This is a genomic window from Spirosoma gilvum (assembly GCF_054776815.1).
Window position 1 is genome coordinate 676,694 of record NZ_BAAHBH010000003.1, and the last position, 24,554, is coordinate 701,247.

General features: G+C 46.6%; 22 protein-coding genes. 16 read left to right on the plus strand and 6 right to left on the minus strand.

From position 1 onward, the window contains the following. The first annotated feature begins 258 nt into the window (after positions 1 to 258). The gene (locus ACYVFD_RS11045; RefSeq protein ID WP_461090075.1) at positions 259 to 4,488 is read left to right on the plus strand and encodes a hybrid sensor histidine kinase/response regulator transcription factor; all 4,230 of its coding nucleotides are present in this window, start codon (positions 259 to 261) and stop codon (positions 4,486 to 4,488) included. Between the two features lie 141 nt (positions 4,489 to 4,629). Then, positions 4,630 to 5,064, plus strand: coding sequence for a YybH family protein (locus ACYVFD_RS11050; protein ID WP_461090076.1), 435 nt, complete (start codon positions 4,630 to 4,632; stop codon positions 5,062 to 5,064). Between the two features lie 34 nt (positions 5,065 to 5,098). Here the strand turns inward: ACYVFD_RS11050 and ACYVFD_RS11055 are convergent, their stop codons facing one another. Further along, entirely contained in the window at positions 5,099 to 5,899 is an 801-nt protein-coding gene (locus ACYVFD_RS11055; protein WP_461090077.1) for an SDR family NAD(P)-dependent oxidoreductase, read from the minus strand. Positions 5,900 to 6,320: 421 nt separating this feature from the next. Between ACYVFD_RS11055 and ACYVFD_RS11060 the strand changes: the two genes are divergently transcribed. Continuing rightward, the gene (locus tag ACYVFD_RS11060) at positions 6,321 to 8,669 is read left to right on the plus strand and encodes a mechanosensitive ion channel family protein (protein WP_461090078.1); all 2,349 of its coding nucleotides are present in this window, start codon (positions 6,321 to 6,323) and stop codon (positions 8,667 to 8,669) included. A gap of 112 nt (positions 8,670 to 8,781) precedes the next feature. Here ACYVFD_RS11060 and ACYVFD_RS11065 read toward each other — a convergent pair whose 3' ends face one another. After that, positions 8,782 to 10,272: a cellulose synthase family protein gene (locus ACYVFD_RS11065; protein ID WP_461090079.1), complete on the minus strand. Its 1,491-nt coding sequence runs from the start codon at positions 10,270 to 10,272 to the stop codon at positions 8,782 to 8,784. A 301-nt stretch (positions 10,273 to 10,573) separates the two neighbouring features. On the opposite strand from ACYVFD_RS11065, the gene ACYVFD_RS11070 reads away from it, so the two are divergent. The 3 genes from ACYVFD_RS11070 (at position 10,574) to ACYVFD_RS11080 (ending at position 12,667) form a co-directional block, all read left to right on the plus strand. Next, on the plus strand, positions 10,574 to 10,717 hold the full coding sequence (locus tag ACYVFD_RS11070) for a hypothetical protein (RefSeq protein WP_461090080.1): 144 nt from the start codon (positions 10,574 to 10,576) through the stop codon (positions 10,715 to 10,717). Next, positions 10,714 to 11,736 (plus strand): sensor histidine kinase, encoded by a 1,023-nt coding sequence (locus tag ACYVFD_RS11075; RefSeq protein WP_461090081.1) that lies wholly within the window; start codon positions 10,714 to 10,716, stop codon positions 11,734 to 11,736. The genes ACYVFD_RS11070 and ACYVFD_RS11075 overlap by 4 nt, the downstream gene beginning before the upstream one ends. Positions 11,737 to 12,217: 481 nt before the next feature. Continuing rightward, positions 12,218 to 12,667, plus strand: coding sequence for a response regulator (locus ACYVFD_RS11080; protein WP_461090082.1), 450 nt, complete (start codon positions 12,218 to 12,220; stop codon positions 12,665 to 12,667). A gap of 482 nt (positions 12,668 to 13,149) precedes the next feature. Here the strand turns inward: ACYVFD_RS11080 and ACYVFD_RS11085 are convergent, their stop codons facing one another. The 4 genes from ACYVFD_RS11085 to ACYVFD_RS11100 all read right to left on the minus strand — a co-directional run bounded on the left by ACYVFD_RS11085 (position 13,150) and on the right by ACYVFD_RS11100 (position 15,748). Continuing rightward, positions 13,150 to 13,380 carry a hypothetical protein gene (locus tag ACYVFD_RS11085; protein WP_461090084.1) on the minus strand — a complete coding sequence of 77 codons (231 nt, stop codon included), beginning with the start codon at positions 13,378 to 13,380 and terminating at the stop codon, positions 13,150 to 13,152. Between the two features lie 77 nt (positions 13,381 to 13,457). Next, complete coding sequence (gene aac(6'), locus ACYVFD_RS11090) at positions 13,458 to 13,898, minus strand: aminoglycoside 6'-N-acetyltransferase (RefSeq protein ID WP_461090085.1); 441 nt, start codon at positions 13,896 to 13,898, stop codon at positions 13,458 to 13,460. A 307-nt stretch (positions 13,899 to 14,205) separates the two neighbouring features. Further along, positions 14,206 to 14,580, minus strand: a complete 375-nt coding sequence (locus ACYVFD_RS11095) for a hypothetical protein (RefSeq protein WP_461090086.1) — start codon at positions 14,578 to 14,580, stop codon at positions 14,206 to 14,208. 829 nt (positions 14,581 to 15,409) lie between these two features. Next, positions 15,410 to 15,748 (minus strand): winged helix-turn-helix transcriptional regulator, encoded by a 339-nt coding sequence (locus ACYVFD_RS11100; RefSeq protein ID WP_461090087.1) that lies wholly within the window; start codon positions 15,746 to 15,748, stop codon positions 15,410 to 15,412. Positions 15,749 to 15,873: 125 nt separating this feature from the next. On the opposite strand from ACYVFD_RS11100, the gene ACYVFD_RS11105 reads away from it, so the two are divergent. The 10 genes from ACYVFD_RS11105 to ACYVFD_RS11150 all read left to right on the plus strand — a co-directional run bounded on the left by ACYVFD_RS11105 (position 15,874) and on the right by ACYVFD_RS11150 (position 24,451). After that, positions 15,874 to 16,284 carry a DoxX family protein gene (locus ACYVFD_RS11105; protein WP_461090088.1) on the plus strand — a complete coding sequence of 137 codons (411 nt, stop codon included), beginning with the start codon at positions 15,874 to 15,876 and terminating at the stop codon, positions 16,282 to 16,284. A 180-nt stretch (positions 16,285 to 16,464) separates the two neighbouring features. Next, positions 16,465 to 17,382 carry a helix-turn-helix domain-containing protein gene (locus tag ACYVFD_RS11110; RefSeq protein WP_461090089.1) on the plus strand — a complete coding sequence of 306 codons (918 nt, stop codon included), beginning with the start codon at positions 16,465 to 16,467 and terminating at the stop codon, positions 17,380 to 17,382. A gap of 96 nt (positions 17,383 to 17,478) precedes the next feature. Beyond that, a complete protein-coding gene (locus tag ACYVFD_RS11115; protein ID WP_461090090.1) occupies positions 17,479 to 18,375 on the plus strand; it encodes an NAD(P)H-binding protein in 897 nt (298 codons plus the stop codon). 83 nt (positions 18,376 to 18,458) lie between these two features. Next, the gene (locus ACYVFD_RS11120) at positions 18,459 to 19,328 is read left to right on the plus strand and encodes a helix-turn-helix domain-containing protein (RefSeq protein ID WP_461090091.1); all 870 of its coding nucleotides are present in this window, start codon (positions 18,459 to 18,461) and stop codon (positions 19,326 to 19,328) included. A 127-nt stretch (positions 19,329 to 19,455) separates the two neighbouring features. After that, positions 19,456 to 19,848 carry a DUF983 domain-containing protein gene (locus tag ACYVFD_RS11125; protein WP_461090092.1) on the plus strand — a complete coding sequence of 131 codons (393 nt, stop codon included), beginning with the start codon at positions 19,456 to 19,458 and terminating at the stop codon, positions 19,846 to 19,848. Positions 19,849 to 20,084: 236 nt separating this feature from the next. Beyond that, positions 20,085 to 20,489: a hypothetical protein gene (locus ACYVFD_RS11130; RefSeq protein WP_461090093.1), complete on the plus strand. Its 405-nt coding sequence runs from the start codon at positions 20,085 to 20,087 to the stop codon at positions 20,487 to 20,489. A gap of 18 nt (positions 20,490 to 20,507) precedes the next feature. Further along, positions 20,508 to 20,957, plus strand: coding sequence for a hypothetical protein (locus ACYVFD_RS11135; protein ID WP_461090094.1), 450 nt, complete (start codon positions 20,508 to 20,510; stop codon positions 20,955 to 20,957). A 96-nt stretch (positions 20,958 to 21,053) separates the two neighbouring features. After that, positions 21,054 to 21,956, plus strand: coding sequence for a winged helix-turn-helix domain-containing protein (locus ACYVFD_RS11140; RefSeq protein WP_461090095.1), 903 nt, complete (start codon positions 21,054 to 21,056; stop codon positions 21,954 to 21,956). Between the two features lie 251 nt (positions 21,957 to 22,207). Next, positions 22,208 to 23,533: a sugar porter family MFS transporter gene (locus ACYVFD_RS11145; RefSeq protein ID WP_461090096.1), complete on the plus strand. Its 1,326-nt coding sequence runs from the start codon at positions 22,208 to 22,210 to the stop codon at positions 23,531 to 23,533. A gap of 12 nt (positions 23,534 to 23,545) precedes the next feature. Next, positions 23,546 to 24,451, plus strand: a complete 906-nt coding sequence (locus ACYVFD_RS11150) for a carbohydrate kinase family protein (RefSeq protein ID WP_461090097.1) — start codon at positions 23,546 to 23,548, stop codon at positions 24,449 to 24,451. The last annotated feature ends 103 nt before the right edge of the window (positions 24,452 to 24,554 follow it).

The window sequence follows — 24,554 nt, forward strand, 5'->3', positions numbered from 1 at the left end:
GTTGGTAAAACACAATTCGAAGGGGGTAAATTGTTCAAAATAGGGGGGTAAATTGTTCGTGTACTCGTCTTTTTTGAAAAAGAATTAGACTTTCAGTAACATATGCAACTTTCGTAATCCAATAATTTATTTTATAAAAATTAGTATTTTTCAATTTATTGATCAAACCTTGTGTGCAAACGTATGCTGGTTGCACGAACTGGTTATATCTGTTAATAGTTAGGTATTATCCCTCAGTCAGCTATTTTCCTACTGATTATGAAAGGACTCTACTTTATCCTAATTACCTCTTTTATAAACTTCTCCGGCTGTTTGTTAGTCTGTGCCCAAACAGACCCAAGCCCGTTTCGCTTTGAACACATAACCGTCAATGAAGGCTTATCGCATAGCGACGCCATGGCAGTTGTGCAGGACCAGCAGGGCTTTATCTGGATTGCTACCAACAAGGGCATAAATCGCTACGATGGCTACGAAATAAAGCACTATTTGTTGCCCATCGATAATGAGAATGGCTTGTCGAACAATCGGGTTCGAACGCTGCACGTAAGCGCACAGGGAATACTATGGGCAGGCACCGAAGGGGGAGGGCTCAATGTGTACAATCCGAATCAGGATCGGTTCGTACGCCTGCAGGCCAATCGGTTGCCACTGGCCAGTCGGCAACTGCTGCATAGACTAACTGAATCGGAGATAACGGCGCTAATTTCTGACCGGCAAGGGAGCATCTGGGTTGGTACGAAACGGCATGGCCTGTTTATAGTCAAGTCGAGTGAGTATGGACAGGTACAAGGGATTAGCCAGGTAGCCTTGGGTACTATCGGGTCGCAACCTAGCGAGATAACAGATCTGACAATTGATCAGGCAGGGCATGTCTGGATTGCTACCTACAACGATGGCCTTTTTGTTGCTAATAGCCTTCAGCCAGGAGCCAGGGCTACGCTGACAAACCCTTTTTCTGATAGGCATATTCTGGCCCTGGCCCTCGATCATGCCGATGGTATGTGGATTGGTACAGATACCCATGTGTTGTGGGTGCCAGGCGATAGCTTACGGACCAGTCACCTGACAAAACCCTATGTACTACCACAAACTTTTCAGAGTATTGGTTGCCTGCATAAGGATTCGTTCGGGCGTTTGTGGGTGGGTACCGACTTTGGCCTTTCTATGCTTCCGGTTGAATTGTCCGCTGGCCATCCGCCTGTGATTACGGATAAAATGACAACCTACTTACCAATGGATGCGGACCCGAATAGTATCAATTCGGGGCGGGTGCATTGTATTTTTGAAGACCGGTTTCAGGTGCTTTGGCTGGCCGCATCGGCAGGCGGATTAAATAAGATTGACCTTCGGCAAAAACCCTTCGGCCACCTGAGTCGAAAGTTCAGCGAGTATCCTACGCTGGCGAATAATTATATCAATGCCCTTTATAAGGAAAATGACAAAGGCCTGCTTTGGATCACTACCCGCAATGGCATTTCCAGCTACGACCTTAAGACCAATAAGTACCGTAATTATTTTGATCGGCAGTTGCCTGGTAATGTAACCGGTATGGATGTGTCCTGTATTTTTCAGGATTCAAATGGTACACTTTGGTTCAGCGCTAGGTACGATGGGCTGATTTCGATCCGACGACAGGGTGGGCGGGAAATCGTTAAAACTTACCCGCATCACGATGGATTGTTTCACTTTGTCGAAAGTATTACCGAAGATAAGTTCGGTACACTCTGGTTGGCTTCCTTTGATTATGGGCTTACCCGTATGAGCCGCGATGGTCAGGTGTTAGCCAGATATACGACCCGGAATAGTCAACTCCCTTCCGATCGGTTTACCTTTTTGCTGTACGATAAAGACGAAAACGTACTTTGGGCCAGTACCCGGGATGCGGGTGTGCTTAAACTACGGGTACTGCCCGACCGTCTGGAATTACTTCGCCAGTTCAAGCATGATACCCGGAATCCGACGAGCTTACGGGTCAATTATGCCTGGCCTTTGCTCAAAGATCGTCAAGGGACGGTCTGGGTAGGAACTATCGGTGGTGGACTCCATCAGATTGTGCGAACCAAAACAGGTCAGGAAGAAATTCGGTCCTGTACAGCCTGGTTGCCCGATAGCGATGTAGAGAGTATTCTAGAAGATAATCAGGGTAATCTGTGGTTAGGCAGTGAGGGGCTGATTCGGATAAATCCAGTAACACATCAGGTTATCCGGTATAATGTTGTTGATGGTGTACAGAGTAACTCGTTCAAAGTAGGCGCGGCCTGCCGGGCCAAGGATGAGACGCTGTATTTTGGCGGGATCAACGGGATTACTTACTTACAACCTCGGGCTATTCAGGCGAACCCGTACCCGCCTTTCGTACGAATTACGAGCTTGTCCATTGCTAATCAACCGATAGGTGTAGGGCAGGCCGTAAATAATCGTGTCCTGATTCAGAAACCGTTGAACAAAGCGCAGACCCTTCGTATAAAAGCGGCCGAAAATGATTTCTCCATTTCGTTCGTTGGGTTAAACTTTGCCAATCCGAAAAAACACCGCTATGCCTATCAACTGCTTGGCTACAACGACAACTGGATTCAACTGGCTCCAGGCCAGCGAACCGCCAGCTTTGCCAACCTGCCTGCCGGGAACTATACGTTTCAGGTGAAGGCTGAAAATGGAGAAGGCCAATGGACCCATCAGCCAGCCACGTTACGATTGACCATCCTGCCCCCCTGGTGGAGAACATGGTGGGCGTATTCGTTATACACACTACTGATCGGCGGAGCGTTGTTGCTGGCCCGACGTGTTCTGCTTCAGCAGCAGGCGTTGAAAAACAAAATCGCCTTCGAGCATTTCCAGTACGAAAAAGAAAAAGAACTCAGCGATCTGAAACTGGAATTTTTTACCAATGTATCACACGAACTGCGTACGCCCTTAACGCTCATTCTGGGCCCGATGGAAGAATTGGCGGCATCGGCCTGGAAATTCAACGGCATGAAAGATAAAGTGCTGCTGGTGCATCAGCAAACCCGCCGACTGTTGTCACTGATCAATCAATTGCTGGATTTTCGCAAAATGGAATCACAGCATATTCCATTGCAGGCCGTCAAAAGCGATGGTGTGTCGTTTCTGGTAGAACTCTTCCTGATGTTTAAGCTCAAAGCCGAAGAACAACAGATTCGATATACCATCGATACCCTTCCAGAGCCGGTCATGCTTTATTTTGACCGGAGTAAACTCGAAGTAGCGGTAATCAATGTGCTGTCGAACGCTTTAAAATATACGTCGGCGGGCCGTGGTGTACATTTAAGCATTCGAGTGGTTGGCAGTGCAGATCAACCTGCTCGTTTTCAGCAGCAAAAACTGCTGGCCAACTACCTTGAGATTACCGTTCGCGATGAAGGGGTGGGTATCAAACCCGAAGAGCTTAGTCGCATTTTTGACCTGTATTATCAGGCGTCACACACCGCCAATATGCGCGTAGTAGGAACGGGCATTGGCTTGTCGCTGGTGAAACAGTTTATTGAGCGGCACGGGGGGGAGGTTGAACTGAGCAGTCGGGTAGGCGAAGGTACTACATTTATCATCCGACTACCGCTTGGCAAAGATCATCTGGCGACCTCCGATTTAGCCCTGGATACACCAGGTTCTGCCTTGCCGGTCCATCATGAACCGTTTATTGACGATATTACAGCAACGACACTGACTGACCTTACGCCCGCTACATTGCGTTTGCTGGTTGTAGAAGACAATAGCGATGTCAGGCAGTACATCAACCATCTGTTTGCGGCCAAATTTGAGGTATTTACGGCTGTCGATGGCATTGATGGCTGGGAGCAGGCATTACAGCTCATGCCGGATGTGATCATTAGCGACATCATGATGCCGCGCAGTGATGGGCTGGATCTTTGTAAAAAAATAAAACAACATCCCAAAACGCTACACATTCCGGTGGTGCTGCTCACGGCTCGTGTGGCTGTTGTACATGAGATTGAAGGGCTGGAAACCGGTGCTGACGAATACATCAGCAAGCCCTTCAACCCCGATTTGCTCATTGCCAAAGTAAACACGCTGGTGCATAATCGGTTGAAACTGCGCCAGTATTATCAGCAGAAAATACTGTTGGAGCCAACGGAAGTACTGATCCCCGATGCCGACAAGGTATTCCTGGAAACGGCTATGAACATTGTGGAGAAGAACCTGACCGAACCTGAGTTTTCTGTGTTGGAACTGGTAAAAGAAATGGCCATGAGCCGATCGGTTTTTTACCGACGGATTAAAAGCATTACCGGGCAGTCGGTGGTGGAGTTTATCAACGATGTTCGTATGAAACGAGCGGCCCAACTGCTTACCTCCAGCCAGCTTCGTATATCGGAAGTGTGTGTACTGGTGGGGCTGGAAGATGTGAAATACTTCCGAAAATCATTTCAGCAAGTGCATGGTCTTTCGCCCTCCGAATACGCCCGAAAACATCGGGCTGAGCGTGAGGTGCAGGAGGAAGTTTTTTGAATGTACTATAGCAAGTAGTTCGGCGACCGTGACATGTTTCGCATCATTAATGGTCGTCGAGAAAGGTAAGCCCTCAACCCAATAGTAGGGTTAGCCTTCGGGTGAGGGCAAACTCCAGAAATCTATAAACGAATGACGACCATGAAGTCCTTTTTTATTTGTACGATAGCCGCTGGTATGTTACTTAGTGTCGTAAGTTATGCCAAACCTAAACCATCGGCCGAAGAGCAAATCCGTCAGGCATTAGACTCCACCTCAGCAGGCTGGAACCGGGGAAATTTGCAGCAATATCTGGGGGCCTACACGCCCGATGCGCAGGAAATGGGGCCGAATGGCCCACGAGGAGGGGTAGAGGTAATTGAAAATACCATGCGTAACGGATTTTGGAAAACAGGTAGACCGTTGCAGCAACTTCGGTACGAACATGTCAACGTAAAGTTGCTGGGTAAGGACAATGCCCTGGTGACCGGACAATATGTACTCACCGGAGGGGCTAAACCCGACCGGACAGGCTGGTTTACGACAGTCTGGGCAAAAACCAGTGAAGGCTGGCGGATGATTTTTGATCATTCCTAACGAAGCGACCAGCCCTCAAAAGTACCAGGCGAGTTTAGGGTTTATCGCTCGGTTCCGACTGCTTATGCAGATTTTCGGTAATCATACTATCGGGTATGATATTGCTGGCAGCTACCTGCACCTTGTTTTTAAAACCCGACACTACTTTCTCTTCATTAGCCAGCAACGCTTCATAGCCATCTTTAGCCACTTTTGCCGGATCGTCCAGGCTACCTTCCTTCACAATTTTCGCATTTTCCATCTCTGCCTTGCGGAAAAAATCTGTATCGGTTGGGCCGGGCAGAAGGGCCGTAATGATCACGTTTGTCTCTTTAACCTCATTGCGGATGGCTTCAGTAAATGAAAGCACAAAGGCCTTGGTCGCATGATAAACCGACTGTAATGGGCCGGGTAATTTACTGGCAATAGAGGCAACGTTCAGAATTTTACCGTCGTTACGGGCTACCATCTCCTGCAAATAGAACTTCGTAAAGGCTACATAGGCGCCAATATTGAGTTGAATAATATCGAGTTCACGGTTTAGATCGGTATCAACAAACTCGCCATACTGGCCCTGCCCGGCATCGTTGACCAGGGCATCAATTTGAATACCTCGTGCTTTGATTTCCTGATAAACCTCAAACGGTGCTTCACGTTTGAACAGGTCTTTGGCAATTGGAATGACTTCTATACCATACTGTTGGCTTAGTTCGGTGGCTGTTTGGTCGAGTTCGCTCTGGCTGCGGGCCACTATCACCAGATTATATTGATCGTTGGCAAACAATTTGGCCAGTTCGTAACCAATTCCACTGGTAGCCCCGGTGATGAGGGCATAGTGATGTTGCTGGGTTCTCATAGGTTTAACGGAGTTGATTGAATCTGGCGGGTAAACCCTGCCATCCCCGTCTAAAGCCATCAGTAGGTCCGTTTAGTTAGGATATGGACGTTTAGCCGCTAGGAAAATGGTCTGCTTATTTGGTTCGATGCGCTGGTGAGGCCATTCCCTAACAAACGCAGAAACAGTTGGCGAATGGGCTATTGCTGCTGTGCATTCTTCTCCTGGTTTTCAGAAGGAGTGGAGTGAAGCAGTAATCGACGCCAGGAATATAGCCAGCTTACATGATGCATATACCAGCCTTCTACCGGCATAACACTCCTTCAAATCGAACAGGACCCATTCAATTAGGTTAATAAAGACAATAGCTCCTGGCTAAATGAAGCATTAAAATCGCCGGGGTCAGGAGCCAGGAAGCGGTAACCGGTGAGTTTTAGTAGTTATGATGATGTTTAACCAACTGTCGATCAGGCTTGTCCTGCTAAGTCTACTTTTCATTACCAGAATCGGGTTCGTACCAGCGCAGGATACGGCTCGGATCAAGGAGGCTGCGTCAGCCCCAACCATTCCTGATACGTTATTATTTAAAATTCAACGGGCGCAGTCGATCATTACGGAGATCAGGGCGGCCGATAAAAAAGGGTATGGGATTGCCCGCATACGTACCGGGCTGGCTGATGTCAAAGCCAATATCGCCCCCATTTCAGCCGATTTGCGAAGCCATCGAAAGACCGTTGATGCCAAGAATCTTGCCAATTATAGCCTGATTCTGAACGATGCGCTGGAACGATTGACTGTTTGGCGAACAACCCTTGCTAAATCGAACAATGATTTACAGAACCGACTCGATCAGGTTCTGAACCTGAGTGGCGACTCGCTATTAATTGTAACCGCCAACGATTCGACCGAAAAGAAGCTATATGTGGGGCAATTGGCCGATATTCGATTGCAACTTCAGGAGGCCGGTACCCGTACAACTGCCCGACTGGATACGGTAAGTCGTCTGCTGGCCGATGTGTCGGGAACGTACCTGACCGCCAGTAATTTACAGACCTCTATTAGCGATCGGTGGCAGCAGTCGAACGAAAATGCGTTGCTGAAGGAGTCACCATATCTGTGGGCCGCTCCAGCTACGTTTACTATTGGAAATAGTCAGACGGTTCTGAAATCGAGCTATCAGGGACAGGATAAAATTCTCAAATACTTTTTTGCTTCGACCTGGGACAATCGTTTCCTGCTGTTGCTGCTGACCGGATTGTTTTTTGCCTGGGTTTTCAGCAATTACAAAAAGGCCGATTCGCCCCTGATGCGTCAGAAAATGGGGCCGGTACAGTTCGATAATCTGATGGCAGTACCCATTGTGGCCACCCTGATTGTACTGCTCAACCTTACTCCCTTTTTTGAACCCGAATCGCCTGCTGTTTACATCGAAATCACGCAGTTTTTGTTGCTGGTCGTACTGACCATCCATCTGTGGAAGCGTTTTTCGAAACACGATCTGAGCATGTGGCTACTAAATGCTGGTCTCTATGTGATGTTGATTGTTACCAACCCGCTGATTGGCGATACCCTGTTCATGCGGCTTTGGCTAATTCTGCTAAATGCTGCCTTCTTTTACATAGGCATCGTCTTTTCCCGCCGACTTAGCCATCAGGACGTTAGTGAGCGTATCATTCGCCCGGTTGTCAAACTATATCTGGTGCTACAGGGACTGGCTATTATGCTCAATATTTTTGGTCGAATTAGTTTAGCCAAGCTGTTCACGATCACGGGTACCATTGGGTTGGTACAGATTACGGGTCTGGGCGTTTTTATTGAGGTTGTGCTGGAAGCGCTGGAACTCCAGGTCAAGCTTAGTGCCTCATCGGGCGGACTTTTTTCGCGGGTCAATGTCAATCATACTCAACGGTTGTTCAAAAAGGGTCTGGTCGTATTGGCCGTTGGCATCTGGCTACTGGTATTTTGTATCAACCTGGGTGTTGCCGACAGTATCTATAACTTCTTCAGCCACATCCTGACCCGACCACGAACGTTTGGCAGCATCACCTTCACGTTAAGTAGTGTACTCTCGTTTGCACTGATTATTTACCTGTCGAGTTTGCTGCAAAAAAACATAGGTCTCTTCTTTGGCGAAAGTCAATTGCCAAATACAGATGGACAGGTCGATCGAATCAGTTCGGTGCTGGCCCTGACCCGTTTAGTCATTGTGATTGCCGGCGTATTGCTGGCCTTTGCAGCGTCGGGGCTATCGATCGATAAACTGACTGTGGTGCTTGGGGCACTTAGTGTGGGCATTGGGCTGGGTATGCAGAACATCGTCAGCAACTTTGTATCGGGCATCATTCTGATCTTCGAGAAACCTTTTCAGATTGGTGATTACATTGAATTGGCGGATAAAAAAGGCCGAATACGCGACATTGGTATTCGATCGAGTAAGATGATAACCGTGCAGGGCTCAGAAGTTATTATTCCCAATGGCGATTTGCTTTCGAACCGACTCGTCAACTGGACATCGAGCGAGACGTATCTGAAAACAGAATTTACGCTGAAAGTGAATCTGGAAACCGATCTGACGGTCGTTAACGACATTATTACCAAAGCCGTAACGCAGCAGGAGGGTGCCGTCCCGGATCGCCCGCCCGAAATACTGGTCACGTCCGTTGGGGGAGATAGCATTGAGCTGACAACTCGGGTGTGGATACGAAGTATTTATAACGAAGCGGATATGAAAAGCCGATTGTTGCAGCAATTGATTCGCCAGTTTAAGGAAGCAGGCATTAAGCTTATGTAGCGAGTGACTTTTATACTGTGGCACGACTGATACAAGCGGCTGTTTATCAAACGCGGAACCAGCCGCGCCACAATTCAGCGAGCAGTTTCCTTTGTAATAATTGGCTGGCAGATTATGCCTGAACAGACTCAGATCGACGGCTGGTTTGGGTCAGCGAATACAAAAAGACCATACCAAAGCCCATGACGAGCATCATATGTAGGAAAAACATGCGAAAATCGTCGGTATAGATACCCAGCGCCAGACCGGTCAGAAAATAAATAGTCAGGGCGCCTTCGGCCAGGGTCAGCCAGTTCAGTTGACGGTTCACATACTTATTCGTTTTCCAGCCATCGGTAGCCTGTCGAACGTTGAACTTTGGTGTCCGGACAAACGGAGTTTTTCGGCCCAGATATCCTTCGATGACGGCAATGGTATTGTGTAGGGAGAGGCCCATCATCAGCGACGAATACATCGGAAAATACCAGATGAACTGGACTCTGGATCTTGGTTTCAATAGCCAGAATGGAATACCGTAGAACGTAATCAGGATAAGTAAACTGACCTGAAATAAGCCGATAATGAAAAAGACATTTTCCCACTCGGGATGCTGGCTGCGAATGTAAAGCAGGGGTACACTCAGTACGCTCAATACCAGTACGAGAATGAAGGTGGCACTGCTGAACAGGTGAAATAAAGCGTGTAGTTTGATCCAGACGGACAAATCCGGGCTACGAAGTACTCGCCCGATTAGCTTTCGGGCGCATTCAGCGGCTCCTTTCATCCAGCGATATTGCTGCGATTTGAGGGCATTCATGGCGACTGGCAGTTCAGCGGGTGAACCAATGTCTTCGCGATAGACAAATTTCCAGCCTTTCAATTGTGCCCGGTAGCTCAAGTCCAGGTCTTCCGTAAGGGTATCGCTTTGCCAGCCGCCTGCGTCAATGATGGCCTGCCTACGCCATACGCCCCCGGTTCCGTTGAAATTGGCCAATAAACCAGCAGCATCACGGCTACTTTGTTCGACAGTAAAGTGCGCGTTCAGCCCAAAAGCCTGTAGTTGAGTCATGAGCGAAAACTCTTCGTTCAGGTGTTCCCAGCGGGTTTGTACAATCCCTACCTGCGGGTCTTGAAAGTGGGGGATAGTTTTGAGCAGAAAGGCTGGATCAGGAACAAAATCGGCGTCGAAGATGGCAATAAATTCCCCTTGTGCATCGATAAGTCCGTTGGCCAGCGCCCCCGCTTTGAAGCCCGTTCGGTCGGTTCGACGAATCTGTTCAATTGTTAGTCCCTGCTTTTTTAGTTCGGCCACTTTCCGGGCGACTAAGTCAACCGTTTCGTCCGTCGAATCATCCAGTAACTGAATGTCGAGTTTATGCCGGGGATACTGTAATTGAGCCACCGCATCCAGGAGTCGTTCTACGACGTACAACTCATTGTAGACTGGCAACTGAACCGTTACTCTGGGTAGTTCAGCTTCTGGAACAGGTCTATTCAATAGCGGGGCTTGCCGACGTTTACGCTCCGATCGCAGGTAAATAAAAATTAGGCTTAGCTGACCACAATTGTAGATAAACAAGAGCAGTAGTGCCAGTCCATACAGCAGGAGGACAAGGTATTCCATTGGGTGTATATAAAAGTTTTCAAACGTTGTGTGCATGGTAACTCTCTGATTAATGAAAGGGTTAGCATGAGTAGGGGTTGAAGTCGTAAAAGTTCGCAAACTGCCCGCCAGAGTCGATTAAATGGGTGCATAAAGAGTGAGTGTTAAATCATATCTAAGATTGTTCGTATATTGTATGATTTCTTTCGGATTGATAGATAGAGAACCAATACGTTACGCTTAATAAGCCATTCGCATTTTATCTGTGTATTGACTTGGCCGAGAGAAGATTAGTCGTTAGTTTGCCGTGCGATTTACGAATATGAACCCTTTACTACCTGTGTCTGCGTGGCCTGTAAGCTTGCTGATGGCGGCCCGATTACTCTTCCAATCGTTGGGGAGCGAATGGACCCGATTCGAGTTGGCTGACCAGAAATGGACTGTTGAGGAGGGAAGTCGATCATGACGCCCATCAATGACACCCGCCTGCGCTGGCTGGGCCCGATTGGTTTGTTTGCGTTCGGAAACCTGTTTTTCCGATCATCGTTCTGGCTTACTTCGTCTACACCGGCACTCATACAGTCGACGCTGGTTGGGTTAGGCGCAGGCTGGGCGTTCTGGCAGTTGAATCGGTGGGTCATTCGCGAGACACAAAGTCGATTGCCAGGCCTGGAACGGACCAAACAACGGTTGCTGATGTGGTTACTGCTCACGCCCGTGGTGGTTAATGCGGCTGTTTTTTCCCGATATGGCTTACATATTCTGCTGGGCTCGCGGCCAACCTGGTGGCTGGGCACCGTTGATTACCTCAATTCGCTGGGGATTCAGTTGTTTTACCACGGCGTTTATTTCAGTATTTATGAAGGCTGGTATATTGTGGATCAGTGGCGGCACATCCAGCGGGAAAAAGAAGAGCTAATCAAAATTCAGTGGCAAACCCGCTTCAATTCGCTGAAAAGTCAGGTAAATCCACACTTTCTGTTTAACTCCCTGAATGCATTATCGGCCCTGATCGAAGAATCGCCGGTGCAGGCCAGCCAGTTTGTGGATGAGCTATCGAGTATGTACCGGTATCTGTTACAGGCGAATGAACGCGAACTGGTTTTTCTGAGTACCGAACTGGCGTTTATCGAATCGTATGCTCACTTGCTGCAAACTCGTCATGGCGATGGCCTTACTATCCGAACAGAAATACCACCAGATTACCTCAGCCATTCGCTCCCTCCGTTGACCCTCCAATTGCTGGTCGAAAACGCCGTAAAGCATAATGTGGTCTTAGCCAGCCGTCCTTTGCTGATTGAAATTGACACCACCAACGGGCATTTACGTGTACGCAACAATCTCCAGCGTAAAAATGTCCGTAATGCCAGTAATGGAGTCGGACTAGCCAACATCTCGGCTAAGTACCGAATGCTTACGCAATCCGAGATTGAGATTCGGGAAGAGGAGGATCATTTTACAGTATTGCTTCCCTTGTTGCCCTAACACCCCGATGAGCTTTTGGGCCAACTCTTCTTACGCCAACTACTGGTTGATCGATGAGGAAAATCAGTAAGAACGGACTGAGGAGGATTGATAAACTACACGGTGAGTGCCCCGATAATCCCATAACTTTTTGGAACTCATAAGTAATAAAGCAAAGAAAATCAGCAGCAAAAATGGCCAGGGATTTGGGTAACGTATAGTTTTCTTGCGCATCTATGTAATGGATTAGCCAATGATTGACTAAGCTAATGAATACCAGACTATTCCAGGGGTATGCTGAGTAAAATCATACAAATTGAACGGGCAAAAAACGATTAAGAACCGCAGTAAACAGACCCAGATTGAGCCGTTCTGTTCGAATCAGATGAAGCTCATAACAATCTGTGTCGATTCGGTAAAGGGCAGCTTATAGCCATTAGCTCTATCTACACACTCTGGTAAAACTATTTAATTTATTAATTTTGCTTGTATATGCCTGTTTATGCCCGGTTCATTCCCCATTCTTTTAGTTGATGACGACGTTGCAATAGCTGATATTTTAACGCGTGTTGCAGAGCGTGTTTTTCCTGAAGCTATAATCGTCCATGCCCGGAATTTTACCGAGGCTGTTACTTGTCTTGCCAATGTAGATAAGGAAGTATTTCGGTTAGTTTTGCTTGACATTGACCTCCAAACCGACTCAACTGGTTTCGATTTTTTATCACTGCTGCGCGAAAAACCGTTCGGTCAATTAGTGCCGGTTATTGTGCTTTCGACAAGTATCCAGGAAAGTAAAGCGCGGGAATCCTATCTGCGGGGAGCGAATGCATTTACAAATAAACCGTTTACCTACGGTGACTGGAAAAGGTATGTCGAGCAGTTACGATCATACTGGTATGAAACGGTGACCATTCCCCAAATTCGCTTCCGACAAACTCCCGATTCATTTTAATCATCTGTTTTTGCGCCGACCTTTTGTTCAGGTGCTGAGCATTAAGCAGCTAGCTCTATTGCCTGGCTCATCGGCGGGCACAAAAAAAGCTCCCATATACCACAGGGAGCTTGCCACACGAAAAGGCACGATTTAGCGGACGCGCATCCGATAAACGCTACGGCCACGGAGCCCAACCAATGGGCCTCCCACTTCAATAACCCGTGGGCGAGGGGGCCGGTTAATATGCATTAAGTTCGTTTTCATTAGTAGTTGTTGTTTGTGAATGACTGAGACAAAGATGGGGAATCACCTCAGGATTAAGATAATGAAATGGTACTAACTGCGTAAACAAGGGGTTAAAGCTACTAAAAGCAGCGATGAACGGTATGTTTGATCATTAAGATTATTCTAAGAAAATTCACTCGAATATTTTTATATAAAAGGATTATTTGAAGATATTGTATTTTTAAAGGAACGCGTCTGCTGCGCTAGCCTTATGCTCATCGCAAAAGGTCTGATCGCACTAAATGATACAGATACTGACAGGCATCGGTTTCGGTTGAGAAGAAGGTTAGCCCAGTTTTACTGCCCCGTTCACTGTAATATACCTCCCAGCCGTCGTCGGTTTGATTGAGACAATACGCTTCATGTGGTAGGCCTCCATGAAGGCAATAAGCGTCTTGAGGAATAGGGATGGCCGCCAATCGAAGCGCTAATTCCTGTTTGTTCATATAGCCCGTTTACTGTTTCTTATAAAATTAGCCATAGTAGGCTTTTCCGATTCCTTTGATCCATTTATCGGTAAGGGTTATAACGTTTTGATAAACTGAATAACGCGCTCCACTTCCTCAAAACCGGCTTTTTTGTGAAATGCCTCACCAACCGAATTTGTGAGCAGAACGTCGGATGCCAGTTCAATACAGCCATGATCCCGTGCCCATTGTTCCGCTTTTTCAATAAGAGCTTGTCCAATACCATGCTGCTGATACGCAGGCCGTACATAAATTCCTTCGACAAAAGCAACGGGGTTTTGGGTGGCACCCGGTACATAGTCGAAGCGTAGGGATAAATTCATAAAGCCAATGGCTATTCCCTGGGGATCTCGAACCAGAAAACCGGTTTCTTTGGACGAGTGATAGATGTCCCTTAAAACTTCTCTCATTTCATTAGCATCTGAGTCGGGCCAGAGCGACAATGCTAGTTGCAGCCATTCGTCTAGATCGTTGAGGGTAGCTATATGAATTGTCATTAGATCGTCAGGAAATGAATACGATTATTGAGCGTCTTTACGGCATTGTGCCTATATATCGAGGCTGTTTAAACAATTTAAAATAAGCTAGAAATGAGTATATTTTTTGTCATTCCGACCGAAGGGAGGAATCTCAAGCTTGACTAATGAATATCTTTGAGATTCCTCCCTTCGGTCGGAATGACAAAAAATGTACGGCTTTAGATTAATTAGGAAACGTTTAAACATTATCATCAGCAAAATTGAATAAAAACAATAAAACCCGACATAGGCCGGGTTTTATACGCTTGTCTATAATTTTTTGCGCTTATTGCATGGCAATGGTGCGACTGGTTTTTTGAACCGGCTGAGTGGATAGGTTCAACTGCTTGATGATGCTCCCCTCCGACGACTTGATCTCCAACTCATACTCCCCATCAGCCAGTTCTTCTACATTCAACTTGACGGCATATTTGGCTTCTTTGCGACCAATGTTTTGCTCATAGAGTACTTTGTTGTTCTTGTTCTTCAGCAGGAGAACCACCGGCGTATCGGTCGATTTCTGGACAGCTACCCGAATTTCGTGGTTGACCGTTACGTAGGCACTGGCATCAAACGAAAGGGTTTTAGGGGTGGTTGGATTGAGCAGCGTAGAGGCACTGATTAGGATAGAAGCGGCAAGGTTGGTCATGAATGGTAACATGGTCGTGTTATGTTTAGCGTTTAAGATGTTGTTTACTGGTATGCCATCTTAAATTCAAACCCTGTGCCAATTGAGGATAGCTATTGATAATCAGAAGTTTAACTTTTGTGCCAGTCTGGCTTACTGTCCACTAGTGGACAAGCCTTGTTCGATGACGGACAAAGCGGACAAAGATTGGCAGTATCACGCCAAAGGTTTTACTGAACTGCTATCGGGATTGATAATGGGTGAGTTTTGTAGGGTAAAGAGGTCTACAAAACTGAGAATGGATTGTTTGCAATGATTTTTATCAGGGTTTTGCCTGAAATTGATCATTTGTACCGTCAATGGATACACTAAGTTTGTGATCACGGTAAGTAAGAGTATACGTACCAAGCCCCTGGTAGTCAAAAACCCCTTACCTAGGTTTTCGGTAAGGGGTTTTCATTTACTTATCGTTGATCAATAACCACCACATCTTGATCTTACGGATCCCTATACAAATGTAGTAGTTGGCTTCTTCTTTTATTATGAGTGGCCCTTGTTGTACTTTTTTAGGGCGGCTACCGAAACAGCATAAACAAAAACGCTGACCCCAAATAGAGCCAGCATTTTTTAATTACCCATAAGATAATGCCTTTCTAACCAACCGCCAGATCAGTAGAAAGGCTGTATAAGTAGTTAACGAAAAGTAGCAGAAAAAGTTGATTAAACGGTTGATTTAATTGAAAAATAGATAGTTAGTCTTTTGCACTTTTGGCTATGACAAGCGAATAAATGTGTATAAGGCTAAGGTAAGAGTAGGCTTGTTTTCAGGGAAGGCAAAGGGCTGTCAGCACGAAGAGGATCGTTATTTACCGATAATTTCTTTGCGATGCGTTAAGCCCCAGTCATGCAGCTCGTCGACCACTTTTTCGAGCGACATGCCGTGTGTCGTTATAGAATATTCGACTGTTGGCGGGAATGTATCGTATACCTTACGGATGATCAGTTTATTCTCCTCTAAACTTTTCAACTCCTTCGACAGGGTTTTATCTGTGATTCCAGCCACCTCTTTAGCCAGTTGCTTAAACCGTTTGGGACCGGACGACAAGGCAAACAAAATCAATAGCTTCCATTTTCCTTCCACAGCTTCTAACGCATCGTTGATCGACAGCATCGATTTAGGGCAACCCTCTCCAGTTAACATGTTCTTTTCCCAGGTTTTGTTTGGCGATACTACCCTGTTGGCTAGTATCAGCCGATAGGGATAGTACTTTCTTGCAGAAGGCAACGGAAAATACTTTTGTTCCATTCATACAAAATCTCTGTAGAATGGTATATCAACAAAAGCCTTCGCGAGTTATTCATATAGCTCTTTGGATAACCCAAACTGGTTTAGCGATCACTTTTATCTGGGCGGCCTGGATGAAACTAGCTCAACCGATCAATCAATTATCGGCTATGTGGCCCTGGACAGGTCAGATTCCGACAGCGCTGGTAAAAGCGACCGGAATCATTGATCTGTTAGGGGCGATTGGCTTAGTACTACCTTCGCTGCTACGCATTCAGCCAAAGCTCACGCCTATAGCCGCTGTTGGCATAATCATCCAAATGCTGTGTGCCGGTATTTTCCATATTGTAAGGGGCGAAGCATCGGTGACTGGCGTTAATATCGTTTTTGGTTTGATGACCGCATTTGTAGCCTGGGGTCGGTTTGCGAAAGTGCCGATTGCGTCAAAATGATAGATATAGATAACTTCCCGAAAGTCTACGCGCCCGCAGCGGCAGACCGCCGACTCGAAGCTTTCGGGAAGTTGTGCATTCGTTTGACTTTAAGAAATGACTACAACAACCTTAGATTCGGCTACAACTCAGAATCCCGAAATACGGACCTTTGCGTAGCCGACAAAACGGCATATCACTATGGCGAATACACAACCACGTCGATTTAAAACCATTGCGGAATTTCATCAGAATAGGGGCTGGCCGAAACCAGAGCATCCGCTCGTTAGTGTAGTCAATTTATCAACCATTCGGCAGGCACACGCCAGCGACATCAGCCTGGTAAAAGATTTTTATTCCATTGCCCTAAAGCGGAATCCCAATGTCCGGATGAAGTATGGTCAGCAGGAATACGATTTCAACGAAGGCATTATGTTCTTTGTGGCGCCTGGTCAGGTATTTCGAATTGAGGTCGATAACGATTTACCCGTGCAGCAATCGGGCTGGATGTTACTCGTGCATCCCGACTTTTTATGGAATACACCCCTGGCCAAAACGATCAAACAGTATGTGTATTTTGACTACTCCGTCAATGAAGCGCTATTTCTTTCCGAGAAAGAAGAGACGGCCATTACCGGTATTATGCAGGGAATTCAGCAGGAATATCATTCACCCATTGATCAATTTAGCCAAAGCGTTATCATCGCTCAGCTGGAGCTACTACTGACCTATGCCGACCGGTTTTACCATCGGCAATTCATTACCCGAAAAATCACGAATCATCAAATTCTGGATCGGTTGGAAAGCCTGCTAACAGACTACTTCAATAGCGATGCGTTGATTACAAACGGACTACCTACTGTCCAGTTTATTTCCGAATCCTTGAACGTATCGCCCAATTATTTGAGTGCCCTGCTAAACGTATTGACCGGGCAAAGCACCCAGCAGCACATTCACGATAAACTGATCGAAAAAGCGAAAGAGAAATTGTCAACAACCGATTTGTCGGTCAGTGAAATAGCCTTTGCATTAGGGTTCGAACATTCACAGTCGTTCAGTAAATTATTCAAGAGCAAAACAGCCCTCTCACCCCTGGAATTTCGTCAGTCATTCAATTGACTACACTACTGAAACGACTACAACAACCATAGATTCGGCTACAAAAGCCAACACTGACGTATCGACTTTTGCCTGACAAACAAAAGCGAAATCGTTATGAATACTATAATCACCGGCTCGTTAGGGCATATCGGCAAACCACTCACTGAAGAGTTAGTTCAGAAAGGTCATTCTGTCACGGTTATTAGCAGCAATCCCGAAAAGCGGGAAGCTATTGAAGCGCTGGGGGCAAAGGCTGCCATTGGTTCACTGGAAAATACTGATTTTCTGATAACTACCTTTGCGGGCGCCGACGCTGTATTTACTATGGTACCTCCCAATTTTGCCGAGATAGATCAGGTGGCATACTATCGCCGAATCAGTAACAACTACGCTCAGGCAATTTCTCAAACAGGCATAAAACGAGTCGTAAATCTGAGTAGTTACGGAGCGCACCTGGACAAAGACACGGGCTACATTCTTGGCGCTCATCATGCCGAAAAAATTTTGAACGAACTGTCTGAGGTCGCCATTACGCATCTGCGGGCAGGTTACTTCTACTACAATCTATTTGGTTTTGCCGATATGATTAAAGGAGCCGGTTTTATGGGGGCAAATTATGCTGGTGATGACCTGATAGCCTTGGTTTCGCCAATTGATATTGCGGCTGTAGCTGCGGAGGAGTTAGTGAAACCAGCTACGGGTAAAACCGTCCGCTACGTAGCCAGCGATGAGCGCACGGCCAGCGAGATCGCTCAAGTAGTAGGAGCGGCCATTGGGAAACCAGATTTACAGTGGCTTATGCTAACTACTGAGCAAATGAAGGACGGTATGGAAAAAGGAGGTATGCCTGCCCACGTTATCACAAACTTTGTGGAATTAGGTACCACTCTACACAGCGGGGCTTTACTAGAGGACTATAACCGCCACAAACCAACGTTGGGAAAGGTGAAACTGGAAGATTTCGCTCAGGAATTTGCCAGTCTATGGCTTAAAGGCCCACACAGTCATTAATCGCTCCCACACCTGATCGTATGGAACATTAATCAATTTGGGGCTCCCGTTTATTTACGTTATTATGCGCTCAAAAACAGACTATGTCCGCATCGGTCCCCGTTTATAAGCTCCAGTCGTTTCCGGCTCATGAGCCGGAAACGCTCTTTTATATGGCGCGGCTGGAAAAGCTGGTGAAGGAGGTTAAGGGGATCGACAAGCCTCATTCGCATACCTTTTATCTGCTGATGTGGATTACAAAAGGAAGTGGTACACACACCATCGATTTTCGGACGTATCCCGTTAAAGCCCATCAACTTTACTTTCTTACACCAGGTCAGGTGCATAGCTGGGAGCTTTCGGCCGATATTCAGGGGTATAATCTGTTTTTCGATGCCAACTTCTTCCGGGGGCGGTTTGGGAATCGACTGCATCAGTATCCGTTTTATCACTCACATCAGCATCAACCCTTGTTAGAGATAACCGAGCAACAACCGTTGATTAGCCAGTTAGTAGCCAATGCGTATGATGAATACGAGAATAAACGGACGAACCGGGCGGAGGTTTTTTTGTCGTATCTGCATATTTTGCTCGAGACGGCCAACCGGTTGTATAATCAGCAATGGATCGGAGGGGATACATATTTGTATGATCGAATCCGAACGTACGAGGACCTCATCGAAAACCAGTTTCTGACGCATCGGGAGGTAAGTACGTATGCCGATCAGATGAACCTGACCCCTAACTACCTGAATCACATCTGTAAGAAAGTAGTTGGTAAAACGGCCAGCCAATTACTGCATGAGCGCTTGGTGATTGAAGCCCAGCGATTGCTTACGCATACGACCCAGTCGGTCAAGGAGATTGGTTTTCAACTGGGTTTTGATGATCCGTCTTATTTCGTTCGATTTTTCAAGAAGCATGCAAGCCAAACGCCCGCTGAGTTTAGACAGTCGCTTTTGGTTGATCGTTGATTTGTACCATACGTTGCTTGGTTTGTATTAGTGGCAGACTGGGTTAGGCGCTACTTTTGTAACATAAAAACTGCCTGAGCAACAGCTACTAAGCAGCGATAAGTTGACTGCTTTTTGCTCCAGAACTATGTTTGCCAACAGCCGATTCTACAGCATTGCCTTTAATAAATGCCCACGTTGCCATCAGGGCGATTTCTTTGTGACGAAGAGTGCATTCAGCAAAAACTTTGATAAAATGCATGACCACTGTCCACATTGTGGTGAAAACTTTATGCCCGAACCAGGTTTCTACTGGACGTCGATGTTTGTCAGTTATGCGTTTTATACCATCTATATTTTACTGACCTTCTTCATTTTCGTTCAGGGCTTTCAGGTTGATCTGGATTATTACCTGATGGTCATGCTACCATCGCTGGTTTTGTTGACGCCTTACTTCTTCCGGCTGGCTCGTCGTACCTGGCTGACCTTGTGCATTACACCCAAGCCGCAACTTTATGTAAAGCCTGTCGCTCAGAAGTAAAAAGCGCCTGAGCAATTCATAAAAACTGTCCATCTGCGTGTATAGCGTAAATGGACAGTTTTTTGTTTTTAAGGTCTGACTTTCAGGTGCTTGTCTAGAGGTAGAAAATGTAGGATGCACTTCTTTTTGAGAAAAGCTCAAGTTTTACAATTCGTTTACAAGCTTTTACAAGGCTTTATCACAGTGTCTGGGGAGTGGCTCTACATTTGCTTCGGTACGGATAAAAATTAACTGCTATGAAAAACACGCTAGTTATCGCATTACTGGTTTGCACTGTTTCAACCTTTAGCTTCGGGCAACAAGCTTTCAACAACTGTTCGGCGGCTTTTCTCGGAAATAAAATGATTGTGGATCAATACACACCCAAGGGGAAGTGTAGTGTTTCAGCTACAGCAACGGGTAAGCTGACTGTCAATACCGTTGATCTGTCGCCTACGGAAAGTAAAGCGGTTGAGCCGATCCCTTTTATCGTGGCGATACGTGATAAGAATAGCCAGACATTGACAAGGTATTCGAAAGGGGAAGTCAAACGAGTGAACATCCAAAACGTATTGGCCAAATGCCGGAAAGGTGACCATATCGTACTGCTTACCGTCGATAATCAGTACGCACTGCCGCATAATGAAATTCTTGTCCGTTAACCATTCAGCTTTTTTACAATGAATACTTACAGATTCTTATTGGTTATAGTATGTCTGGTTGGGCTTACGTCCTGGAAGATAATGCCAGCAACTGTTCGTGTGTCGGTAGCGGAAGAGAAGCCGGATTTTTATACCAATCCGCTTATCCTGAATGGAAAGCCATTGGATTTGACCGTATTTTCTATTCATAGCCGAGGCCACCTGGCTTTGGTTTTGGGCGACCCAACGTCGGAAGAAGCCGTCAAAATCCCGTTCCGTATGTACCTGTATCGGAATGGAACGCTTATTCACAAAGAGGAGTCGGATCAGGGGCGACAGGTACACGATATTGCTACTGTGATGGATCTAGCCAGTCCAGGAGACGATTTGGTAATTGACCCGGTTCGGCCAATGGATAAACCAGCCCGACGAGTTATTCGATTACAGGGAGTTAATTGGCTTTTCCGTTGGTTTTCGCCAGGATGTTAATGTAAATTTACAGTATACAGGTTATGGTGGGCTGACGCAAAAGTTATGATACGTCAGCCTGCCGTAACCTGTATACTCCATTTAACATGTACACGAATGCGTAAGTCGGTTCGGCTATTTACAACGATAGCCTTAATGCTTTCGGGGGTTCTAATTATACTGTTTGCCGGACTGACACCATCCGCTACGGCAACTGAGAAGTCGCATTTTGCCCGAAAAGTTAATCTGGCGCTCCGCCGAACAGCGCACCATTTGCTACAAAAAGCGGGCGATGATACATCCCGAATTTTACCTGTTCAACAGCGGGATGCGCAGACGTTTATGATCCAGTTGAACCACGCATTTGATTATAACAAGCTTCCCCAACTAATAAAGGAGTCCTTTGCAGTTCATTCCATTCAGGAGAATTACGATGTTGCGGTGCTGGACTGCGCTCATGGAGAACTGCAATTAGGCTACAATGTCAACGATCTGATCGGAACGGGTGAGGTTCCTTGTGGCGGACGAAAACAGAAAGCAGGTTGCTACACGCTACAGGTTACCTTCAATACTGGGCAAGAAGAGGTTTCGCAGCCCATAATTGCCTGGTGGGTACTGGCTATAGGCATTGGCCTGACCGGATTAGGGTATGTGGTCTGGCGAAAGTGGACACCAGCCGATCAGTCTATCGAGATACCAACTACAAGTCAGGAGCCGGATGCGTCAATGCTCTTCGGGTCGTCTAGTTTCAATAGCAAAACGCTTTCGCTGCTTTCGGGAGCTAATCATCACCAGTTGACCTATCGTGAAGCCAAGTTACTTCGGTTTTTTATTGATCATACGAATCAGGTGATTGAACGGGAGTTGATTCTTAAATCGGTTTGGCAAGATGAAGGGGTTTTTGTAGGCCGGAGCGTCGATGTATTTGTATCTCGCTTACGAAAACTGCTCCAGGACGATCCAGCGGTTCGCATTGTTGCTGTGCATGGCGTAGGGTATCGGTTTGAGGTACAGAGGTAAGTTTTAGAATGACATAACAGGATTGGTATTGAGTAGCGAATGGCGAAATCCGGCAGAAACAAAAGTTAAAATCATTGTAACATATTCGCAAAAAGTATACTTGTATTTTGTTGTAATCTATTAATAAACAGAGTGTTAACAGTTTGCCTGTAAATTGTAAATCTTTGAACAGATTTCGCAAGTCCAGCACATAATCTCCTGTCTACATTTGACTCATGAATCGCTCCTAAACCCGGTTCATTTCGGTAAGCATGAGTCAGAAACAACGCATCTTTCTATGGTCTATTACGGCCGCGTTGGGTGGTTTTCTCTTCGGTTTTGATACAGCAGTTATTTCAGGGGTTGAGCAATCATTACAGTCTTTATGGCAGTTGAATGTTTGGGAACATGGCCTAACTGTGTCCATTGCGCTGATTGGTACCGTACTGGGTTCGATGCTGGGTGGTATTCCGGCTGAACAATGGGGTCGGAAAAAAACGCTGCTCTGGATTGCCGTTCTATACCTGGTTGCTTCGCTTGGAACAGCGTTGGCGACCAGTTGGGGCGTTTTGCTACTCTTTCGATTTCTGGGAGGTTTGGGCGTCGGCGCTTCGTCGGTGGCGGCTCCTATGTATATCACTGAAATATCGCCCGCTAAATCGCGTGGTCGGCTGGTGGCGTTGTTCCAGTTCAATGTGGTACTGGGCATTCTGATCGCTTACCTGTCGAACTTTTTGTTACAGGGAATTGGTGCCGAATCGTGGCGATGGATGCTGGGAATCCAGGCCCTTCCTTCACTTATCTTTCTGATATCGGTGCTGAACATTCCCGAAAGTCCACGCTGGCTTTTACTGAAGAAAGGCGATGTAGCACAGGCTTTTGAGGTGTTACAGATGATTGATGCCGATTCGGCCGAAAAAACAATGGTGGCCATTCAGCAGAGTAATCATCATACCGAAGGCTCAACCCGATTGTTTTCGGCTACGCACAAAACACCTATCCTGCTCGCCGTGTTATTTGCTGTATTCAATCAGGTATCGGGCATCAACGCCATTATTTATTACGCCCCCCGAATTTTTGAAATGACGGGCCTGGGTAAAAGTTCGGCCTTATTGTCGTCGGCTGGTATTGGCTTCATCAATCTCGTTTTTACCATGATATCCATGAATCTGATTGATCGATTTGGTCGGCGGACCCTGATGAAAATCGGTTCGGTGGGTTTGATTGTTACCCTAGCCTTGGTAGCTCGGGCGTTTTATACAGAAGATTTCAATGGGCTGACTGTGCCGCTGTTGCTGTTCGGCTACATTGCATTCTTTGGGTTTTCGCAGGGTGCGGTGATCTGGGTATTTATCTCCGAAATTTTTCCGAATGAAGTGCGGGCCAGCGGACAAGCGCTGGGTAGTTTTACCCACTGGCTGATGGCCGCCATCATTACGTTTACATTTCCGTACCTGGCTGAGAAGGTTGGCGGGGGAAACACGTTCCTCTTCTTTACGGTCATGATGGTGTTACAACTGCTGTTCGTTTTACGTCTAATGCCTGAAACGAAAGGTACAAGTCTGGAACAGATCGAAAAAACCTTTGTTGTCCATTAACTCTTTTCCTCCATGAACCAACCTATTCTTTGTTTTGGCGAAATTCTCTGGGACGTTTTACCGACAAGCAAACAACCCGGTGGTGCCCCTATGAACGTGGCCGTTCACCTGCGCAATTTCGGTATGAATGCCCAACTTATCAGTCGCGTTGGCAACGACGATCTTGGCCGCGAACTGCTGGAGTTTTTGCGGGAGAAGCATCTGCCTACGGCTTATGTTCAATTAGGAGCCACGCACCTGACTGGAGTTGCAAAAGCGAATATTACCGACCGTAACGAAGTCGTATATAAGATATTACAACCTGTAGCCTGGGACTACATCCAGTACGATGCATCGCTCAGTTCGCTGTACCAAAAATCAATTCTGGTTTACGGTAGTCTGGTCGCCCGGAGTCAGACCTCACGGAATACCTTGCACCAGTTACTCGATCAGGTAGCGCTGCGCGTGTTCGATGTGAACCTACGAGCCCCTCATTACAATCCGCTGGAGGTTTCGTACCTGCTTCAAAAGGCAGATATTCTGAAAATCAATCACCACGAGCTGGATGAGATCGTCGGCTGGTACACGTCGGCACTGTCCGAACGGGAGGCCATGGAGTTCCTGCGCGATCGCTTCAAGCTGAAATCCGTGTGTGTAACGCGTGGCGAAAACGGAGCAATTCTGCTGAACCATGAAGGATTTACAGAACAACTAGGTTTTCCGGTAAACGTAGAAGATACGATCGGATCAGGTGACTCGTTTCTGGCCGCTTTTCTGTACAAAACCTTACAGGGGGAAACACCAGCCAAAACACTTGAGTTTGCCTGCGCTACAGGGGCGTATGTAGCAACGCAGCGTGGCGCTACGCCCATCGTTTCAGAACAATTGATTCTGAAAAATATCCGTCAGTCAACGAGGTCATCCGCCGAACTGATCTGAACAGGCAGCTACAACCTGATAAACTATCGGGTGTCAGTTTTAAGTGAATTTTAATGAAGTCGGCAAAAATTGCCGAACCTTTTTAGGTTGGTAATATGGTTTA

Excerpts from the sequence above, each read along its gene's own strand:
- ACYVFD_RS11135 (WP_461090094.1), top strand. The coding sequence starts at position 20,508 with ATGAATACTTACAGATTCTTATTGGTTATAGTATGTCTGGTTGGGCTT.
- ACYVFD_RS11095 (WP_461090086.1), bottom strand. The coding sequence starts at position 14,580 with ATGTTACCATTCATGACCAACCTTGCCGCTTCTATCCTAATCAGTGCC.
- ACYVFD_RS11145 (WP_461090096.1), top strand. The coding sequence starts at position 22,208 with ATGAGTCAGAAACAACGCATCTTTCTATGGTCTATTACGGCCGCGTTG.
- ACYVFD_RS11065 (WP_461090079.1), bottom strand. The coding sequence starts at position 10,272 with ATGGAATACCTTGTCCTCCTGCTGTATGGACTGGCACTACTGCTCTTG.
- ACYVFD_RS11110 (WP_461090089.1), top strand. The coding sequence starts at position 16,465 with ATGGCGAATACACAACCACGTCGATTTAAAACCATTGCGGAATTTCAT.
- ACYVFD_RS11130 (WP_461090093.1), top strand. The coding sequence starts at position 20,085 with ATGAAAAACACGCTAGTTATCGCATTACTGGTTTGCACTGTTTCAACC.
- ACYVFD_RS11105 (WP_461090088.1), top strand. The coding sequence starts at position 15,874 with ATGGTATATCAACAAAAGCCTTCGCGAGTTATTCATATAGCTCTTTGG.
- ACYVFD_RS11115 (WP_461090090.1), top strand. The coding sequence starts at position 17,479 with ATGAATACTATAATCACCGGCTCGTTAGGGCATATCGGCAAACCACTC.
- ACYVFD_RS11100 (WP_461090087.1), bottom strand. The coding sequence starts at position 15,748 with ATGTTAACTGGAGAGGGTTGCCCTAAATCGATGCTGTCGATCAACGAT.
- ACYVFD_RS11125 (WP_461090092.1), top strand. The coding sequence starts at position 19,456 with ATGTTTGCCAACAGCCGATTCTACAGCATTGCCTTTAATAAATGCCCA.
- ACYVFD_RS11050 (WP_461090076.1), top strand. The coding sequence starts at position 4,630 with ATGAAGTCCTTTTTTATTTGTACGATAGCCGCTGGTATGTTACTTAGT.
- ACYVFD_RS11140 (WP_461090095.1), top strand. The coding sequence starts at position 21,054 with ATGCGTAAGTCGGTTCGGCTATTTACAACGATAGCCTTAATGCTTTCG.
- ACYVFD_RS11085 (WP_461090084.1), bottom strand. The coding sequence starts at position 13,380 with ATGAACAAACAGGAATTAGCGCTTCGATTGGCGGCCATCCCTATTCCT.
- ACYVFD_RS11060 (WP_461090078.1), top strand. The coding sequence starts at position 6,321 with ATGATGATGTTTAACCAACTGTCGATCAGGCTTGTCCTGCTAAGTCTA.
- ACYVFD_RS11045 (WP_461090075.1), top strand. The coding sequence starts at position 259 with ATGAAAGGACTCTACTTTATCCTAATTACCTCTTTTATAAACTTCTCC.
- ACYVFD_RS11150 (WP_461090097.1), top strand. The coding sequence starts at position 23,546 with ATGAACCAACCTATTCTTTGTTTTGGCGAAATTCTCTGGGACGTTTTA.
- ACYVFD_RS11055 (WP_461090077.1), bottom strand. The coding sequence starts at position 5,899 with ATGAGAACCCAGCAACATCACTATGCCCTCATCACCGGGGCTACCAGT.
- ACYVFD_RS11080 (WP_461090082.1), top strand. The coding sequence starts at position 12,218 with ATGCCCGGTTCATTCCCCATTCTTTTAGTTGATGACGACGTTGCAATA.
- ACYVFD_RS11070 (WP_461090080.1), top strand. The coding sequence starts at position 10,574 with ATGAACCCTTTACTACCTGTGTCTGCGTGGCCTGTAAGCTTGCTGATG.
- ACYVFD_RS11120 (WP_461090091.1), top strand. The coding sequence starts at position 18,459 with ATGTCCGCATCGGTCCCCGTTTATAAGCTCCAGTCGTTTCCGGCTCAT.
- ACYVFD_RS11075 (WP_461090081.1), top strand. The coding sequence starts at position 10,714 with ATGACGCCCATCAATGACACCCGCCTGCGCTGGCTGGGCCCGATTGGT.